The sequence below is a fragment of the Gemmatimonadaceae bacterium genome, from assembly GCA_036273715.1.
Classification (GTDB): Bacteria; Gemmatimonadota; Gemmatimonadetes; order Gemmatimonadales; family Gemmatimonadaceae; genus JADGGM01.
In genome coordinates, this window is sequence record DASUHB010000052.1 from 24,235 (window position 1) to 42,371 (window position 18,137).

The following is an 18,137-nucleotide window of genomic DNA, read 5'->3' on the forward strand; positions in this document are numbered from 1 at the left end:
GTGCGGTCACGAGACGATCGCGCGGGCGATGTCGTCCCAGAATTGCGGATACGACACGGCGACGCACGCGGTGTCATCGATGTCGATGGCGCTGTTGGGCAGCGCGCGCAGGACGCCGAACGCCATCGCAATGCGGTGATCGCCGTGCGTGACGACGCGCCCGCGCAGCGCCCGGTCGGAGCCCTCGATGCACATACCATCCGGCAGCTCGTCGGCGTTCACGCCGAGCGCGCGAAGATTGGCGACGACGGTGGCGATCCGGTCGCTCTCTTTGACGCGCAACTCTTCCGCGCCGCGGATGGTCGTGACGCCGCGCGCGCGCGACGCGAGACATGCGACGAGCGGAAGCTCATCGATCATCGCCGGCACATCGTCGCGGCCGAGCTCGATCGCCGCGAGCTCCGACGGACGGGCGACGATCGTGCCGACCGGCTCCCCGCCCTGCGCCTCGCCCGGATCGAGCGTGACGTTCGCGTCCATGCGCGAGAGCGCGCCGTAGAAACCGGTGCGAGTCGGGTTGAGACACACATCCGGCAGCTTGATCTCGCCCTCTGATGCGAGCACGGCCAACGCCGTGAGAAACGCGGCCGAGCTGGGATCGGCCGGAATGCGCATGTGGAGCGGTGCGAGACGGCCGGCGGGCGCGAGGCGGACACTCGTCCCCCGCACGTCGACGGTCGCGCCTAACGCAGCCAGCATGCGCTCGGTATGATCGCGGGACCGCGCGGGCTCGTGCACCGTGACCGCGACGCCGGCGGCCACGCCGGCGAGCAGAATGGCGCTCTTTACTTGCGCGCTCGCTGTTTCCGAGCGCCACTCGATGCTCCGGAGATTCCCTCCGCGCACCGTCATGGGCAGCCCATCGGCGGGTGCGACATCGACCGTCGCGCCCATTTCGCGCAAGGGCTGGGCGATGCGGCGCATCGGTCGCCGGCTCAGGCTCGCGTCGCCGACGAAGCGGCTCGTGAACGGCAGCGCGGCCGCGACACCGGCGACGAGCCGCGTGGTCGTGCCGCTGTTTCCACACTCGAGATCGGCGACCGGCGCGGTGAGACGGCGCGGGCCGCGCCCAACGATTGTCACGTCGGCCGACAGCGGCGGGATGGGCACGCCGAGCGCGCCTAACACGCTGGCCGTGCTGTGGACGTCGGCGGAGGGCAGAATGTCCCGGATCCTCGATGCGCCCTCGCCGAGCGCGGCGAAAATCAACGCGCGGTGGGACAGCGATTTATCTCCGGGAACACGGATAACGCCGCCGACTTTCATGCGCGGCGCTCTCCGCCGTTGCCTCCAGCGGCCTCGCGCCGCCAGTTCATCGCGCGCTCCCAGATTGCGGCCAGCTCCTTCTCGTCGCCGGCGTCGAGCGTCCGCCGGAGCGTCGCGATGGCCGCTTCGAGCTGGGTCAACGCCGCACGCAGCTCATCCGGCGCGCCGCGGAGCAGCAGCGGCCAGGCGCCTAACGGAGTCGCGGCCAGGCGCGTCGTGTCGCGCGCGCCCGAGCCCGTGGACGCCGGGGCGACATCGGCGGCGGCCATCGTGTGCGCGAGCGCGGTCGCGGTAAGCTGCGGCAGGTGGCTCACCCACGCCATCAACCGGTCGTGGTCGGGCGCGGGGCGATAGTCGATCCGATGCGCCCCCGCCGTGCGCCACAGCCACTCGGCCGCCCGGCGCCCGCGCAGGTCGAGCCGATCTTCGATGCAGACGGTGGCGCCCACGAACATGTTGGCGCGCGACGCCGCAAACCCGTGGTCGTGCGACCCGGAGAGCGGATGCGTGCCCACGACGCCGTGCCAAGTCGCCTCGTCCGTGCCTAACGCTTCGCGGCGCTGGAGGCCGCCGACGTGAAAGATGCGCGTCGGAGGCAGCGCCACCTCGAGCACGGCGCTCGCCACCTCGGCGATCCGCCCGAACGGTACCGCGAGCACCACCGACGTCGTGCCCTCGCACAGCTCCGCGAGCGGCGACGCGCCGCCCGCAACGCGAATGCCCGCCTCCGCGGCCAGCTCGCGATCGCTGGTCGACGTGCTCCACCCCCGCACATCCACGCCTTGCGCCGTGAGCGCCCGTGCGAGCGAGCCGCCTATGCAGCCGAGTCCGACGATCGCAACCGGCCGTCGCGCACGCGTCGCCGATGTCATCGCAGCAACTGCTCGAGCGCGGTGGAGGCGTCGGTTCCCGCGTCGCGATATTTCACGATCACCGGCGCCTGCACCGACAGGCCGAGGGCCTTGGCCCATTCGCCGGCCATGGGGCGGGTGCCCGGCACGACGACGGCGCCGGCGGGAATCTCGAGCGGCGCGTCTCCGTTAGACCGATAGGTCGTTTTGCGCACGGCGTCGAACACCGGCACGCCGCGCGTGAGCACGACGCCGGCGGCGAGCACGGCGCCCTCCCGGACCACGGTGCCTTCGTACACACCCGTGTTGCCGCCCACGAACACGTCGTCTTCGATGACCACCGGCGCGGCGTTCACCGGTTCGAGCACGCCGCCGATCTGGGCCGCGGCGCTCAAATGGACGCGCGCGCCGATCTGCGCGCAGGAACCAACCAACGCGTGCGAGTCGATCATCGTGTTGGTCCCGACCCAGGCGCCGACATTGACGTACATCGGCGGCATGCAGACGACTCCCTTGGCGAGAAACGCGCCGCGCCTCACGGTCGAGCCGCCGGGCACGATGCGGACGCCCTGCGACTGCTGGATCGCCTGCGCCGGATAGAGGTGCTTGTCGAAAAAGCGAAACGACGACTTGCCGCCTAACGACATGTCCACGACGTGGCCGACGCGAAAGCCGAGGAGGATGCCCTGCTTCACCCAGGCGACGGCGCGCCACACGCCATCCTCGCCGCGCTCCGCCGCGCGCACTTCGCCCCGCTCGAGCGCGCCGAGCAGCGCGGTGACGGTTCGTTCCACGTCATCGACCGGCATGTCGGCGGCGGGCGTCTCGGCGAATTCGCCGATGCGCTGGCGCACGACTGCCAGGTCGGGGAACGGCATCGCATAGCTCATGCGAGCGCCCCCGCGGTCACGAGCGCCGCGCGCACATCGGGCGCGAGCTCCTCGCGGAGCGGGACTAACGGAAGCCGCAGCACGTTGCGCGCGCGGCCGAGCATCGCCAGGGCCGCCTTGACCGGAATCGGGTTCGACTCGATGAAGGCCGCCCGCATCCATGGCGTGAGCTGCTCGTGGAGGGCGCGCGCCGCGGCGAAGTCGCCGGAGCGGCAGCATTCGACGAGTCTCGCCATCGGCTTCGGCGTCGCGTTCGACACCACGGAGATGATGCCGTCTCCGCCGGCGGCCATCACCGCCAGGGTGAGCGAGTCGTCGCCCGACAACACCGAGAAACGCTCCGGCCGATCGCGGATGATGTCCATGATCTGCCCGAGATTCCCCGAGGCTTCTTTCACCGCGATGATCGAAGGAATCTCGGCCAGCGCGAGAGTCGTCCGCGCGTCGATGTTGCTCCCCGTGCGGCCGGGCACGTTGTACACGATCAGCGGCAGGTCGGTGGAGTCGGCGATCGCGCGGAAATGGGCGATGATGCCGCGCTGCGGCGGCTTGTTGTACATCGGGCTCACGTGCAGCAGGTGCGTCGCACCCGCCTTGCGCATCTCGGCGGAGAGCGCGATGGCCTTGTGCGTGTCGTTCGACCCCGCGCCCGCGACGACCGGAACGCGACCGCGCGCTTGGTCGACCACGATCTCGACCACGCGACGGTGCTCGGCCACGCTCATCGTGGCGGCCTCGCCGGTCGATCCGCACGGCACGAGGAAGTGTACGCCTTCGTCGATTTGCCAATCGACGATCGCCCGTAAGGCGCCTTCATCGATCGCGCCATCGGCGGCGAACGGCGTGGCGAGCGCAGTGCCGCAGCCGAAGAATCGCGTCGCAGGCGTCATGCTGATGGTCCCTCGGACAGAAGAAAGTCGCGCATCGTGTACACGCCGCGGCGGCCGACGAGCCAGCGCGCGGCCAGGAGCGCGCCTTGCGCGAACACCCGGCGATCGCGCGCCTCGTGGACCACGCGAATCTGTTCGAAGGCGGCGTCGAGCAGCAGCTCGTGCGTGCCGGGGACGGCGCCGACGCGCACGCTGCTCACCGGAATGTCGCTTCCGAAGGCCGTCGACGCGAGGCGCTGGAGGGCGAGTGCGGTGCCGGACGGCGCATCGCGTTTCGCCGCGTGGTGCATCTCGACGATGTGGGCGTCGAACGATTTCGCGCGGCCGGCGAGCCGCGCGGCCAGCTCGGCCACCTGCCAGAAGAGGTTGACGCCGATGGCAAAGTTAGGCGACCACAGCATCGCGCCGTTGCCGGCGAGCACGTCTTCCTCGACCCGGGGCCGCTCCGCATCCCAGCCCGTGGTGCCGGAGACCACCGGGCACCCGGCGCGCACACACGCGCGCACGTTGGCGGGCGCGGCGCCGCCGGTGGTGAACTCGATGGCGGCGTCGGCGTTGCCCAACGAGCGCGCGGTGATGCCGGCACCGTCGTGGTTCGCGCCCGCATCGATCACGGCGGTGACCGTCCAGCCGTGCGCCGCCGCCAGGTCCTCGATGGCGCGCCCCATCCGGCCGTGGCCGATGACCGCCAGCCGCGCGGTGCTCACGCGGCCTCCGGGCGGCGGTCGAAAAACTCGGCGTGGAGGGCGCGCATGGCGTCGCCTAACCGCTCGGCGTCGATGATGATGGTGAGGTTGATCTCGGTGGCGCTGAGCGAGATCATGTGCACGCGCATGCCGTGGAGAGCGGCCAGCGCGCGCGCCATGGTGGTGCTGTCGCCGCCCAGGCCGGCGCCGACGATCGCCACCACCGCGCGCTGGCGCTCGATCGACACGTCGCCTAACGCGCGCAGGTCGACGAGCAGCGCGTCCAGCCGCGCGGGATCATCCACGGTGACCGACACCGACACCTCCGACGTGGCCACGACATCCACCGACGTATGGTGGCGCTCGAACACCTCGAACAGGGTGCGCAGAAATCCGGGCGCAAGCAACATCCGCGAGGAGTTGACTCTGATCACCGTGACGTTGCCCTTGCCGGCGATCGCGCTCACGGCGCGGCGGGGCGCGTCGGCGGTGATGCGCGTGCCCCGCCCTTCCGGCCGTCGCGAATTGAAGATGAACACCGGGATGCCGCGTTGCACGGCCGGGGCGATCGTGCTCGGGTGCAGCACTTTCGCGCCGAACGTGGCGAGCTCCGCCGCTTCGTCGAACCGGATCTCCTGGATCAGGCGCGCACCCGGCACGATCCGCGGATCGGCGGTGAGCATGCCGTCGACATCGGTCCAGATCTCGATGGCGTCCGCGCCTAACGCCGCGCCGAGGAGCGCGGCGCTGAAATCGCCGCCGCCGCGGCCGATCGTGGTCGTGACGCCGGCCGGCGACCGGCCGATGAACCCGCCCACCACCGGCACGCGGCCGTGCGACAACATAGGTGCCAGTACCCGACGGGCGCTCTCGGTGATCGCGTCGAAATCGGGCACGGCGCGCGTATGCAATTCGTCGGTCACCATCACGTCGCGCGCGTCGACGAGCTCGACGGGCAGATCGTAGCGCCGGAACGCGGCGTGGACGAGCGCCGCCGACAGCAGCTCCCCGTAGGCGGCGATGGCGTCGAGGCTGCGCGGCGTGAGGTGGCCGAGCACCGACAGCGCCTCCGAAAGGCTGGCGAGCTCGTCGCACATCGCGCTCAGCTCGCCCCGCACATCGTCGGCGTCGCCGCCGTCGCCTAACAGCGCCTCCGCTTCGGCGAGGTGCCGCTCCCGCAAGCCCTCGATGCCGCGCAGCGCGACGATCAACTGCCCCTGCGCCGCCTGCTCGGCGGCGGCGAGCAGCTCGTTGGTCGCACGCGCGAGCGCGGACACGACGACCACCGGCTGGCGCGGCGCGCGGCTGCGCGTGATGGCCGCGGCGCGGGCGATCGCCGCCGCGTCGGCCACCGACGTGCCGCCGAACTTGACGACGATCACGCGCCGAGGAGTCCGCGCGCCACGAGCAACTCGGCGTTGAGCACCGACGCGCCGGCGGCGCCGCGGATCGTGTTGTGGCCTAACGCAACCAGCCGCAGATCGAGAATCGGGTCGCGGCGGACCCGGCCGATCGTGATCCGCATGCCGGCGCCGGCATCGGCGTCGCGCCGCGGCTGCGGACGGTCGACGTCGCGCGTCACCACGATCGGCGGCACCGGCGCCGACGGCAGGCCCAGCGAGACGACGGCGCCGCGCCATCCCTCGTAGACCGCAACCGCCGCGTCGGGATCAGCCGATCGTGCGAGCCCGACGGCGAGGCAGACCGTGTGTCCGTGCTCCACCGGCACGCGCGTCACCTGCGCACTGACCACCATCGGCGCCGGCACGACGCCGTCCCCGCCTAACGAACCCAGCAGCTTGAGCGTCTCCGTCTCGATCTTCTCTTCCTCACCCCCGCCGATGTACGGAATCACGTTGCCGAGGATGTCGAGCGACGGCACGCCGGGATACCCGGCGCCGGATACCGCCTGGAGCGTCGTCACGAACACCCTGGAGACGCCGAATGCCTGATGGAGCGGCGCCAGCGCCATCGCCGCGACCATCGTCGAACAATTCGAGTTCGTGATGATCGCGCCGGACCAACCGCGGCGAGCGCGCTGGCGGTCGATGAGCGCGAGGTGATCGGGATTCACCTCGGGGATGAGCAGCGGAACATCGGGCTCGAGGCGATAGGTGCGCGCGTTGCTCAGCACGAACCGTCCGGCGCGGGCAAACGCGGCTTCCACATCGGCCGCCGCCGCGGCGTCGAGCGCGGAGAAGACGAGGGGCGCGTCGACGCACGCGGGATCGCACGGCGCCATGGGGAGCGATGCGACGCGCGCCGGCATCTCGCCGCCTAACCAGTGGGCCGCCTCGGCGTACGGTTTACCGGCCGAGCGCTCGGACGCGGCAAGCGAGCGCACCTCGAACCAGGGATGGTTCTGCAGCAGCCGCACGAACGTCTGCCCGACGGCACCGGTCGCGCCTAACACGGCAACCGGAATGCGCCGGTCTCGGGGCAGCGCGCCCTGCGCGGCGCTCGTCACGCGAGGAGCGCGCGCACGATGCGCACATAGGCATCGACGGCCGCGCGCAACTCGCGCACGTCGATGAATTCGCGCGGCGTATGCGCGACGTGGATGGAGCCGGGCCCGAACAACAGCGGCGTGCCCCAGCGCGGCAACAACGGAATGTCGGTCGTGAACGCGACCGGCGCGGAGCGAAACCCGGGAAGGGTGTGAAAGCGCATCGCCGGAATGTGCGAGCCGTATTGGATCTCGGCACGGCCGTCCGCCCATCGTTCGATCATGCGCTTGATGGGCTCGACGTCTCCCACCAGGCGAAACATGAGCTCGCAGTCCGCGCGATCCGGAATGATGTTCGCCTCGGTGCCGCCGCGGAGCGTTCCGATGTTGACCGTCGTCTCGCCCAACACTGGATCGCGCGGCAGGTCGAGCGTACGCAACGTTGGAAGCAGATCGAGCATCGGCTCGATGGCCGACCGGCCGAGCTCCGGATACGCGGAGTGTGCGGGAATTCCAGAGGTCCTGAGATAAATGCGCAACGATCCCTTCGCCCCGGACGCGAGCGTGCTCTCGGTAGGCTCGCCATTGATCAGAAAGCGGCTCGTCGCGGGGAGCTGGTTGGCGGCGCGAGCCCCGTCGGAGCCCCGCTCTTCGCCGACTACGAACAGCAGATCGACCCGATGCTCATCATCGGCGGCGAGTTGATCGGCAGCCACAAGCATGGCGGCGGCGATGCCCTTCGCATCGCAGGCGCCGCGACCCTGGAGATGGTCTCCCTCGAGCGTCGGGCGGATGAAGGGCGGAACGGTGTCGAGGTGGGTCGAGAGGGTGACGCCACCGCCGGCGCGCGAGGCCCAAACGTTTCCGCGGCCCTTGGTCACCTCCTGAACGGTGACGTTCCATCCCCGCGCGACGAGCCATCGGGCGACGAAATCGACGGCGCGTCCCTCGTCGCCGGACGGCGACTCGATTGCCATGAGCTCGGCGGCGAGCGCGACGACGTCGGTCATGGCGCAACAAACTAGTCCGACGTGCAATGCTATGCTACGGCGCTCTCGTGCACGTGGCGTTACCCTGTGCACGCCATCGATTCACGCTCGGCGATGACGGAGTTCTGACAAGTGCACGAGGCGGCTGCGTTGACAGCCGGAGGAAAAGTTCGTATGGTTGCAAGAGCCGAAGAGATGCCGAAGCTAACCAGTAATCAACATTCAGGTTGCACTTGATCTCTATATATACAACACATTGGCACTACAGCACTTCCTAATGAATATCAACATACTTCACCTGGAAGATGGTTACGTCGCTTTACGATACCATTTCGTCGTCGTTAGTCCACGTCTGCTGCGGGGCCCGTAAGGCATTGCGTGAGGCACCGCCCTCGCATGCCGGCGTATCGCCGCACGCTCGTGTGAGTGCTGCACTGCCCTCGAGGGCGAGCGATTCTCCCTCTGACGGTGCCTCGTGTACGAGGCTCATGCGCATGTGGACGCCGGACGAGTGCGCGTCCAACGGGCGCGTCACGAATCTGTTGCGGTTGTATCTCGTCGAGCGGTTTGAGGCGCACGGCGAGTGCACACATGTCGTGTCGCTCGACGCGAGCGGGTGGCGATGTACGCGATCCGACCAGTGCGGCGCGGTACAATTCGCGAGAGCGGAGCACGAGCGGATGGAGACTCTGCACGGAGAATCACCATGATCGTGACGAAACGGATCTACGAGCCGGTGGGCGAGCGTGACGGTTATCGGGTGCTGATCGATCGCCTATGGCCGCGCGGTGTGAGTAAGACCGCGGCACATCTGGACGAGTGGGCGAAGGCTATCGCGCCGTCGAACGAGCTTCGGCACTGGTACGACCACGATCCTGCGAAGTGGGAGGAATTTCAGCGTCGCTATCGGCAGGAGCTCGACAACGCAGAGGCGCAGGCTGTGCTCGATGCGCTGGCGAAGCGGGCGCGGCGAGGTCGCGTCACGCTGCTCTACGGTGCGAAAAGCGGCGAGATCAGCAACGCGGAGGCGCTCGCCCACATCCTCGAGCATGTCGGCAGCCACACCAACGCGGCGGTCCAGCGTTAGGCTGCGCCGCCACACATCCCTCCATCCCGCGGCGAGCACACCAAGCGCCAAGCGTATTGCGATTCCTGGTTGTTGTAGCACGGCATGTGCCATCGGAGCGGACAACCGTCGAAATCAGTGGGTCGGCCTCCAAGTCTCAACCACGGCGTCGGCGACTCGCGACGTTCGGTAACGTGCCTGACTGAGATCAGCAGCGAGGCGCGAACTTTACTGATGACGGTCAGGTCAGGTTCCGGCTGCTGAAGCTCCATGACGACTCGCGCCACCGGCTCGCTCGCTCGGCTCATACTCGATGCCGCGCATCCGCTCACGGGCGCGGAAGTCGACTTCGAGCCAATCCTGTCCCTCGTCGGCGGCGCTCGCGTGGTCCTCATTGGCGAAGCGTCGCACGGGACGCACAAGTTCTACCGCACTCGCGCCGAGATCACGAAGCGCCTCATTCGCGACCGTGGCTTTGCCGCCGTCGCGGCCGAGGCCGACTGGCCCGACGCCTATCGCGTGAATCGCTACGTGCGCGGCACCGGCGGCGATGTCGACGCGACCGAGGCCCTGAGGGGCTTCGAGCGTTTCCCGCAGTGGATGTGGCGGAACGCCGATGTGCTCGACTTCATCGGCTGGCTTCGCGGTTCAACGACGAGCAACCGGATGAGGCGAGACGCGTCGGCTTTTACGGACTCGACCTGTACAGTCTGCATGCATCGATGGCCGCGGTGCTGGACTACCTGCGCGTCGTCGATCCCGAGGCGGCCCGGCGCGCGCGGTACCGCTACGCGTGCTTCGACCAGTTCGGCGAGGACCCGCAAGCCTACGGCTACGCGGCGACCTACGGCCTAACGCAATCGTGCGAGAACGCGGTGGTGGCCCAGCTCGTCGACCTCCGCCGCTCGGCGGCCGACTACGCGCGCCACGACGGAGGTGTGTCGCCGGATAGTCTCTTTTTCACGGAGCAGAACGCCCGTGTAGTGCGGAACGCCGAGCGGTATTATCGCGCGATGTTCGGCAGCCGGGTCTCATCGTGGAATCTGCGCGACCAACACATGAGTGACACGCTGAACGAGCTGGCGTCGTTCCTGGGCCGGTCGGGCGGTCGGTCGAAGGTGGTGGTTTGGGCGCACAACTCACATGTCGGCGATGCGCGCGCGACGGAGCTCGGTTCGGGCGGCGAGCTCAACGTGGGCCAGTTAGTCGGCCAACACTTTGGGGCCGAGGCCGTCGTTCTCGGATTCACGACACACCATGCCCGAGACCTTCCCGACGTCGCTCTGAGCCGCCGCGAACGGGTCGCGATACGCTCGACACGCCTCGTGTCGCGTGAAGGAAATCACGGGGAATTTGCGCAACGTGGGGAGAGCGCGGTGCCGCGGCGTGCCGCTCCCGGGGCAATGGGGCCTCGAGACCGGCTGTCGCGCTGCACACGCGACCCGAGGAGACCTTCCATGCACCGCACAACCGGCAGCACCCACGCAGCACGCCTCGGTCGGTTCGCGTCGTTGTCCGTTCTGCTGTTGGCAGCAACGACGGCGTCGACGGGGCAGCACGAACACATGCTCAAAATCATGAACAGCGGCGAGCACACGATCATCGAGGCGCACATCAGCGGCGTCGACCGCGACACGTGGGGGCCGGATCTGCTCGGCGACGACGCGACGATTACGCCGGGGGAGACGGAACAATTCACGATCCGGGAAGGCTGCGCCGAGGACATCAAGCTGATTTTCAAGCACTCGATCGTGCGGGTCTCGCGCAACTTCGACACCTGCACGTACGATCTCCGGTCGTCGTACTGATGCGCGGGCTGCCTAACGGCGCGGCGAACGGCAGACCGACCGGCGCGCGTGGCGCGGCGTTGCATGCCCGGGGCGGGAATCGAACCCGCACTCCCCGCTAGGGGAAAGGGATTTTAAGTCCCTTTGTCTATCTCTAGCTATTTTAGCCATCCCGCAGCCAGTTTCACCGGGATCGTTCGCGTAAAGTAACTAAAAGTGTTACCTTAGGAGAATGAAACCGGCAGCAGCCAAGCCCAACGCTCGTGATTTTCTAGACCGCCTGTCAGCCAGCAGCCGGTACAGCTTTAGCACGTCAGAAGCTCTTCAAGCACTCGGTATCTCTCCGCCTGCTTTGAAGGTAGCGCTGGGCCGCCTCGCCCGTCAAAAACGCGTCGTTTCGCCAGCGCGGGGCTTCTACCTCATCCTTCCGCCTGAGTATCGATCCCTGGGGTGCCTGCCCGCGGATCAATTCATTCCTGACCTGATGAGGCGTCTCAAGCTCCCTTACTACGCGGGGCTTCTGACGGCGGCGCAATTCCACGGCGCCGCGCACCAGCGTCCGATGGAGTTTCAGGTGTTCGTCAAAAAACCGAGGCGGCGGATCGCCTGCGGCAGCGTGCGGGTCAAGTTCATTGTTAGGAAAGAAATCGCCGGTGTGCCCGTGCAGAAACTCAACACGCCGCGCGGTTCCGTCGCGGTTTCGACGCCCGAAGCGACGGCGATCGATCTCATTGGCTATCAGCGCCAGGCCGGCGGCCTCAGTCAGGTAGCGACGGTGCTGGCAGAACTCGCAGAACGGATCGACTCAAAGAAGCTCCCGCTGGCCGCAGCGACGGCTCCCGTCCCCTGGCTTCAACGTCTTGGCTATGTGCTCGATCAGGTCGGTGCTGCGGACAAGACGGAGAACTTAAAGAAACTCGTGCGCGCGCGCGCGCATGAGCCGGTTCCTCTCTTGCCTGGCGCACCGTACAGCAAAGCATCGAGAAACGTCGACTGGAAGGTCTACGTCAACGCACGGGCGGAGGTCGATCTGTGATCCCGCGCGACTTCATCCTTGAATGGCGCGAACACGCGCCATGGCCGCAGGATTTTCAGGTCGAGCAGGACCTCATCATCAGTCGAGCCCTGGTCGAGATTTTCTCGAATCCTCTGTTGCACGATGCTCTCGCGTTCCGTGGCGGAACCGCCCTGTACAAGCTTCACCTGAAACCGGCAGCGCGATATTCAGAGGACATCGATCTCGTTCAGACCCGGCGCGAGGCGGCTGGACCGATGATGGATGCCCTGCGCGATGTGCTCAATCCGTGGCTGGGTAAACCGCAATGGAAGCAGACGGACGGACGCATCACGTTCGTCTACAGAATAAACTCCGAGGATGCCCCGCCAATTCCGCTGCGACTGAAAGTCGAAACGAACACGCGTGAGCATTTTTCCGTATTCGGTCTGGAGGAAATTCCCTTCGCGGTGAATTCACGCTGGTATGAAGGCGCCTGCAGCATTCACACGTACGAACTCGACGAATTGCTCGGCACGAAGATGCGGGCGCACTATCAACGGAAACAGGGGCGCGATCTTTTCGACTTGGCAGTCGCGCTAAAACATTCTGCGGTGGATCCACGCCGCATCGTCGCCGCCTTCTCTGAATACCTGCGGCAGCAAGACAAGAGTGTTACCCGCGCGCAATTTCAAGAGAATCTCTTCCTGAAGCTTCGTGATCCCGAGTTTCACGCGGATATCGGACCATTGCTCGCTCTTCAAGAAAGTCCTTGGGACACCGCCGGAGAGGCCGCTATCGTTTCTTCGCGTCTCATCGAGCTGTTGCCCGGCGAGCCGTGGAAAGGCGAGGCCGTCAACCAGTAAGAATGGCAACCCAGATCCCGACCAATCGCCTTGCTGTCAGCAGAAATTCGATCGCAAGCAAGGGGCTTGGATCCGCACGGGACAGACCAACAGCAGCCGCTTGTTGGCCCTGCTGAGTGCAACGTAAAGGAGGCACGTTGCATCTCGCTTGTCGGGAAACGTCATGGCGTCGCAGGGCATGACAATAACGCTGTCGTACTCCAACCACTTCGCCTCGTGAATATTGCGTATCGCCTTCGCTGGTGGCCTGGGCCTCGCATGGGCGCGGCGTGTGTGATTTGTGCTAGACTCTCGTCGGCAGTAACAAAGTCGTCGAGCCGGATCGCATGTTGAAACTCCTTTCTCGCGATCAGCCTCTTTGGAGCGGCTCAGATCCTAAGGCCCCCGGCCTTGCCGGCGATAATTACTTCGCCTAACGTGGAAGCATGCCCGGGGCGGGAATCGAACCCGCACTCCCCGCTAGGGGAAAGGGATTTTAAGTCCCTCGCGTCTGCCGTTTCGCCACCCGGGCCAAGGGCTCGCTCGAGCACCCTGGAACAACACAGGGACACCGGCTGGGCGCCGCATGTCCCTGTGATCAAGTCGCACGAATCGTGGAGAGCGGGAAACGGGACTCGAACCCGCGACCCCAACCTTGGCAAGGTTGTGCTCTACCAACTGAGCTATTCCCGCAGTCGCCACAAAGCTAGCCCAAGCCTCGCGGTCGAACAAGAGGACGCGGCGGCGCGCCGCCTGTGCGCGAGAGCGCCGTCCGTCACGGCGATGGCAGTGTCGGAATCGTCGTGCTGTACTGCGTGTTGATCGCTTGAATCATCAGGTTGGCCAACACGACGTGCGCGGCCGCGGCCGGGTGGATGCCATCGAGCGAGATGAAATCGCCGAACGCTTTCGTGGGTTGCGTGACATCGGGCAGCACGGGAATCTGTCCGCTCTCGCGCAGCTGCTCGAGCGTGGGATTCGGATCGAAGTATGCCCAACCCTTGTTCGCGGCGGTCTGCTGAATGAATGCGTTGTATCCGGCGACGGCCTGCGTCACGGCGGCGATTTCGGTCGCGTCTAACACAAACACCTCGCCGAGGCCGTTCGCGTGATTGGCGAGCGCGTGGCAGGCGATGGTGTCGGGCGCCGTGCCCGCTCGCATCGACTCGAGCAGCTCGAAGTTGATCACCGACTGGGTGGTCGGCGTGCAGCTCGTATCGACGGTGATCGAATGGCCGACCGCCGCCTCGAGCTCCGGCAGCACGCCGGGCGCGAACAGCGCCGGCGCCGGGAAGAAGATCGGTGCGTTAGACACGTTCACCACGCCGATCAGGATGCCGCCCTTGATCGTCGTCCCGGCGGCGAGGCCGGTCATCATCGCGTTGTAGTTCTGCTCGAACGCCGCCTCGGTCGTCACGCCCGGCGACACACCAGGCACCGAGTCGAGGATGCCGCTCAGCGCGGCGGGGAGGACATCGTTGTTGCCGATCCAGATGCTCACGAACGTCGGCTTTGCGTCTAACGCGCGCTGCACCTGCGTCTTGCCGCCGAGGATGAACGTCGTCAGCGGACCGCCGCCGCCGGTGCCGATCGGACTCGCCGGATCGAACGAGGCGGCGCCGGGCACGGCCACGTTGTTCAGCACGGCGACTCCGGCAACCTGCGATCGGAACGAACACGTGGTCGACGTGCCGCCGCCGACGCGCGTGCCTTCCGGAAAACTGTCGATCGGCGGCGGGCAGCCGGGGTTGGCAAGGCTGGCCACCGTGAAGGGCGTGTTCATCTGCCGCGCGAGCAACACCGGGTAGGCTTGCCGCTGCGTGGAGTCGTTGATGCCGCCCGACTGAAATCCGGCGGTGAGGCTGTTGCCGAGCGAGACGTAGCTCGCGAACAACGGATCGACCGGGGGCTTGGGTACGACGAGGTCTTTGGTGGTGTTGCAGGCGGCGCCTGCGGCGACCAGGAGTGCGACCGCGCCGGCGACGAGATTCCGCTCTCGAGACATGGATGATTCTCCCGTGTGCGTGGTCGGCGTCAGAAGTTGGCGCGGATGCTGAGCGACAGCACGTTCGCCTCGAGCGTGTAGAAACCCGAGTTCAGGTCTAACGTAGGCACGGCGATGCCGGCGGGATCCACGATGCGGCCGCGGCGCCCGCTCGTGTCGACGTGGAGGTACGCGGCGTCGAGCGTGTATCGCGGCGACAGCGGGACGCCGAGGCCGAGCGAGTAGTTCCGGCGATTCATGTCGGGCAGCAACGGCGTCACCGTGACATCGGGCGCCGGCGTCTTCACGTATGAGAAGCCTAACCGGCCTTTGATGCCGACCGGGAACGCGTGCTCGGCGCCGAGACGGATCGACCAGGAGTTCTCGTAGTTCTCGATCAGCGTGCGGTCTTCTCCGCTCGCCGGCCCGCTGAACGTGATCGGCAGCCGGTCGAAATCCGAGAACTGCGTCCACTCGACGTCGCCCTCGAGGCGCGTCGTCACCAAGCCTGAATAGGCGATGCCGGCCTGGAACTGCGCGGGATGCTTGATGCGCGTCGACACTTTCTGCGCACTGAGCGGCTGGCCGGGAGCGAACTCCGTGGCGAGGATGGCGTCGACCGGCGTACCCGGCGGCGCATTGAGCGGGTTGCCCGCGGCGAGCACGAGGTGGGTCGGCACCTGCGAGAACGTCGCGTCGGCGTTGTCATAGTGGAAGTCGAGCCGCGAGAGGTAGCGGGCGCCGACGTCCCAATCGGCGCCAATGGAGCCGTGCACGCCGACGTTGAAGCCGACTGCCGTGCCGCTGCCCGACAGCTTGGCGCGCGCGAATTCCGTCTGCGCCGCGACGCCCAGCTGCCCGAACGTGAGGCCGGGCGCGGCGAATTGTTGGGCGAGGTCGAGCGACTGCCGCAGCTCGACGTGCGAGTAGCCGAACACGGGGCCGCCGCCCACCTCCCAACCGGGCGCAAAGTGGTAGGCAACGTTAGGCTGAAAATAAACGGACATGAGCGACGCCTTGAGCGCCTCGAAGCGGCCCGAGAAGTCCCCAGGCCACTGCGACGTGAGTCCGTAGGGCACGTACACACCGATGCCGGCTGCCCAACGATCGTCTTTCGAGCCGTAGTTCACGAACAGGTGCGGCGCCAGGGCAATCGGGGCATCGCTCTTCGACACGCGCCGCGACGTGTCGGCTGTGAACTCGCCGCCAAGCTGCACCGCCGCGGCGCCGGCGTAGATCGTCCATCCTTCCAGCGATGCCGTCGCCGCCGGGTTCCAGTAAATGCTCGATGGATCCTTGCACGGCGACGCGGCCACGGCGAATCCGCGCGCGACCGAGCAACTGCCGATTTCATTGAGTTGAAAGCCCTGGGCGTGCGCGGCGGATGCGATGCCGCATGCAAGCAGCGCGACGAACGTTGGAGCACGGAGCACTTTCATGGGGCGTCCTCCATCGTGGGAGTGGCGGCGCCCGCGGTGGGTCGCGCGCGCCTCAAGAGTACGAAGACGAGCGGCGTCGGGAAAGGTGCCTGGGTTGGGCGGCGCGAGGCGCGCCGGCGATCAGGGCCGCACGCCGAGCGCGTGCACGGCGTACCAGGTCGACCAGGCGAGCAGTCCGGCGAGCGCCGCATCGCCGCCGTTACCGGTGGCGCGGCCCTCGGCATCCACGAGCTCGGCCGCGATCCCGTTGTCCAACGGCGCGCGCCGCAGCCACTGCAGCACCGCGGCGGCATCCGGGCCTAACAAACGCGCGCATTGCTCGGCCAGCGCGTGCGGCTCGGCGCCTAACCCGCGCACGGTGCGCCGGTACACCGAATCGAAGCGCTCCACCGCATCGTAGAGCGGCAGCCAGTACGGTGAGGCGTTCGGATCGCCATCCATGCCGGAGTTGCCCGACAGATCGATCGAGGTCGCGAACAGCACTTTGCCCTCGCGCTCGATCGAAAAATGGCGGCGCAGCGCGGCACGCACGGCCTCGGGATCTTCCACCGAGCGCGCGCTCTCTTCGTCCAACGTGCGCTTGAGGACGTCGAGCGCCTGGGCCACCACGGCGTTGCCGTGCAGCGTAAAGGGATGCCCGGCCGGTGCGCCCGAGAGCGTGACCTCCGTACTGTAGAGCGGGACGTGCTCGTCGCGGCGACCCGACAGGTCGTCCCACGACGCATAGAGCGCGTCGGCAACGGCGGGCTCATCGACGATCTGATCGTCGCCGGTCTCGCGGATGTACCGGTCGGTGGCGATCGCGAACGACGCGACGCCCTCGAGCGAAAAGCCCGGCTCGAACATCGTCCCGTCGAGATAATGCACGCCGCTGCCCGGCGCGTAGCCGTGCAGCTCGCAGGCGCGCAGCAGCAGCTCGCGCGCCAGCGACGCATCGGCCAACTGAATCGCGGGAAGCGTCCAGCCTAACGCATCCCAATCGCGCGTCGTGATGCCGCGGCCGTTCCACGGCGCTCTCGAGCGCACGAAGTAGAAGTGCGCGTCGTCCAACGCGCGTCCGGCGCCGTAGAAATATGCGAACAGGAGATTGCGATTGATGATCCGGTCGATCCCGTCATGCCCAACGGTCTGCTCCAGCTCCTGCAGCGCGTCGCGGGTCATGGTGAGCAGCTCGCTCCAGCCGCGGCGGCGCATCACGGCCACCGTGGCTTCCGCGCCATCGCGCTCGGGACCGGCGGCGATGTAAAACGCGGCGCCGGTGCGTCCGCCGGCCTCGAGGCGAAGCGCGCGGCGAACGGCAAAGCGCGGCACGTCGCCGCCCTGCACTTCGGTCACGCTCTCGCCATCCGCCGCGACGGCGAGCGCCGCCAGCCCCGGTTGGGCACTGCCCTCGAGCACCACCACGCCTTCGTCGCCGAGCGCGATGCGATGGGCATCGTCCGTTGGGCGCGCGGTGCGCACACGCAGCTGCCGGTGTCCGAGCACCCCGTCGAGCGCCAGATCGATGGTGAGCTCGCGCGCCGTCCGGTTTTCCAGCGCAAATGCGTACACCGCGCCCGCGATGTCGGCATCGCGGCCGTAGGGCGCGAACAACGTCCCGCGAATGACGAGCCCGTCGATCGAGCACGTGAACGTGGGCAGCCAATTCATGGCGCGCTCCCACGCCAGCCCCTGTTCGCCGAGCTCCCGCGCCACACCGTCGATGCGCAACGATGGCTTGAGCAGCGGCGGCCCGCCGCCCGACAGAAAATCAGCGCCGCCGGCAAACTCCACCGCCGCGCGTGCCCCGCGATGCAGCACGCCGAGCGCGTGCAGCGCGCCGTCGGCCGGATGGATGCACGGCAGCGTGAGCCAGTGATTGCCGGTCAACTGCCACGGAACGACGGACTTGGGAGTCGAATTCACGCGCCACGCATTGCAAGTGATCAGCGCCCGTGCGGCGTGCACAGGCGTTGCGATGCGTGCAATATACGAGACGGCGGCAGGTCGCGACGAACGCGCCGA

At 67.4% G+C, this 18,137-nt stretch carries 14 protein-coding genes, 2 tRNA genes and 1 pseudogene; 4 read left to right on the top strand and 13 right to left on the bottom strand.

Going from position 1 to position 18,137, the window contains the following annotated elements; all coding sequences use genetic code 11:
- Positions 1 to 6: 6 nt before the first annotated feature.
- The 8 genes from aroA to VFW04_11445 are packed head-to-tail and all read right to left on the bottom strand — an operon-like array spanning position 7 to position 8,039.
- Complete coding sequence (gene aroA, locus VFW04_11410; protein HEX5179931.1) at positions 7 to 1,266, bottom strand: 3-phosphoshikimate 1-carboxyvinyltransferase; 1,260 nt, start codon at positions 1,264 to 1,266, stop codon at positions 7 to 9.
- Positions 1,263 to 2,138 (bottom strand): prephenate dehydrogenase/arogenate dehydrogenase family protein, encoded by an 876-nt coding sequence (locus tag VFW04_11415; GenBank protein HEX5179932.1) that lies wholly within the window; start codon positions 2,136 to 2,138, stop codon positions 1,263 to 1,265. The genes aroA and VFW04_11415 overlap by 4 nt, the downstream gene beginning before the upstream one ends.
- The gene (locus tag VFW04_11420) at positions 2,135 to 3,007 is read right to left on the bottom strand and encodes a 2,3,4,5-tetrahydropyridine-2,6-dicarboxylate N-succinyltransferase (protein HEX5179933.1); all 873 of its coding nucleotides are present in this window, start codon (positions 3,005 to 3,007) and stop codon (positions 2,135 to 2,137) included. Before VFW04_11420 ends, VFW04_11415 begins: the two co-directional genes overlap by 4 nt.
- On the bottom strand, positions 3,004 to 3,897 hold the full coding sequence (gene dapA / locus VFW04_11425; GenBank protein HEX5179934.1) for a 4-hydroxy-tetrahydrodipicolinate synthase: 894 nt from the start codon (positions 3,895 to 3,897) through the stop codon (positions 3,004 to 3,006). Before dapA ends, VFW04_11420 begins: the two co-directional genes overlap by 4 nt.
- Complete coding sequence (locus VFW04_11430; protein HEX5179935.1) at positions 3,894 to 4,604, bottom strand: dihydrodipicolinate reductase C-terminal domain-containing protein; 711 nt, start codon at positions 4,602 to 4,604, stop codon at positions 3,894 to 3,896. Before VFW04_11430 ends, dapA begins: the two co-directional genes overlap by 4 nt.
- Positions 4,601 to 5,965, bottom strand: a complete 1,365-nt coding sequence (gene lysC / locus VFW04_11435; protein ID HEX5179936.1) for a lysine-sensitive aspartokinase 3 — start codon at positions 5,963 to 5,965, stop codon at positions 4,601 to 4,603. The genes VFW04_11430 and lysC overlap by 4 nt, the downstream gene beginning before the upstream one ends.
- Positions 5,962 to 7,050: an aspartate-semialdehyde dehydrogenase gene (gene asd / locus VFW04_11440; protein HEX5179937.1), complete on the bottom strand. Its 1,089-nt coding sequence runs from the start codon at positions 7,048 to 7,050 to the stop codon at positions 5,962 to 5,964. The genes lysC and asd overlap by 4 nt, the downstream gene beginning before the upstream one ends.
- Positions 7,047 to 8,039: a M20/M25/M40 family metallo-hydrolase gene (locus VFW04_11445; protein HEX5179938.1), complete on the bottom strand. Its 993-nt coding sequence runs from the start codon at positions 8,037 to 8,039 to the stop codon at positions 7,047 to 7,049. Before VFW04_11445 ends, asd begins: the two co-directional genes overlap by 4 nt.
- A 685-nt stretch (positions 8,040 to 8,724) precedes the next feature.
- Between VFW04_11445 and VFW04_11450 the strand changes: the two genes are divergently transcribed.
- The 4 genes and pseudogenes from VFW04_11450 to VFW04_11465 all read left to right on the top strand — a co-directional run bounded on the left by VFW04_11450 (position 8,725) and on the right by VFW04_11465 (position 12,731).
- Positions 8,725 to 9,105, top strand: a complete 381-nt coding sequence (locus VFW04_11450) for a DUF488 family protein (GenBank protein ID HEX5179939.1) — start codon at positions 8,725 to 8,727, stop codon at positions 9,103 to 9,105.
- A gap of 249 nt (positions 9,106 to 9,354) precedes the next feature.
- A pseudogene (locus tag VFW04_11455) lies at positions 9,355 to 10,892 on the top strand (erythromycin esterase family protein).
- 211 nt (positions 10,893 to 11,103) lie between these two features.
- Positions 11,104 to 11,907 (top strand): type IV toxin-antitoxin system AbiEi family antitoxin, encoded by an 804-nt coding sequence (locus VFW04_11460; GenBank protein ID HEX5179940.1) that lies wholly within the window; start codon positions 11,104 to 11,106, stop codon positions 11,905 to 11,907.
- Positions 11,904 to 12,731, top strand: coding sequence for a nucleotidyl transferase AbiEii/AbiGii toxin family protein (locus VFW04_11465; GenBank protein ID HEX5179941.1), 828 nt, complete (start codon positions 11,904 to 11,906; stop codon positions 12,729 to 12,731). Before VFW04_11460 ends, VFW04_11465 begins: the two co-directional genes overlap by 4 nt.
- Positions 12,732 to 13,157: 426 nt before the next feature.
- On the opposite strand, the gene VFW04_11470 is transcribed toward VFW04_11465, so the two are convergent.
- From VFW04_11470 to VFW04_11490, 5 genes are all read right to left on the bottom strand, one after another.
- Positions 13,158 to 13,242: transfer RNA gene (locus tag VFW04_11470), tRNA-Leu, on the bottom strand.
- Between the two features lie 88 nt (positions 13,243 to 13,330).
- A tRNA-Gly gene (locus tag VFW04_11475) sits at positions 13,331 to 13,403 on the bottom strand.
- An 82-nt stretch (positions 13,404 to 13,485) separates the two neighbouring features.
- Entirely contained in the window at positions 13,486 to 14,715 is a 1,230-nt protein-coding gene (locus VFW04_11480) for an SGNH/GDSL hydrolase family protein (GenBank protein ID HEX5179942.1), read from the bottom strand.
- A gap of 29 nt (positions 14,716 to 14,744) precedes the next feature.
- The gene (locus VFW04_11485; protein HEX5179943.1) at positions 14,745 to 16,133 is read right to left on the bottom strand and encodes an outer membrane protein transport protein; all 1,389 of its coding nucleotides are present in this window, start codon (positions 16,131 to 16,133) and stop codon (positions 14,745 to 14,747) included.
- A gap of 120 nt (positions 16,134 to 16,253) precedes the next feature.
- Positions 16,254 to 18,038: a hypothetical protein gene (locus VFW04_11490; protein ID HEX5179944.1), complete on the bottom strand. Its 1,785-nt coding sequence runs from the start codon at positions 18,036 to 18,038 to the stop codon at positions 16,254 to 16,256.
- Positions 18,039 to 18,137 lie beyond the last annotated feature (99 nt).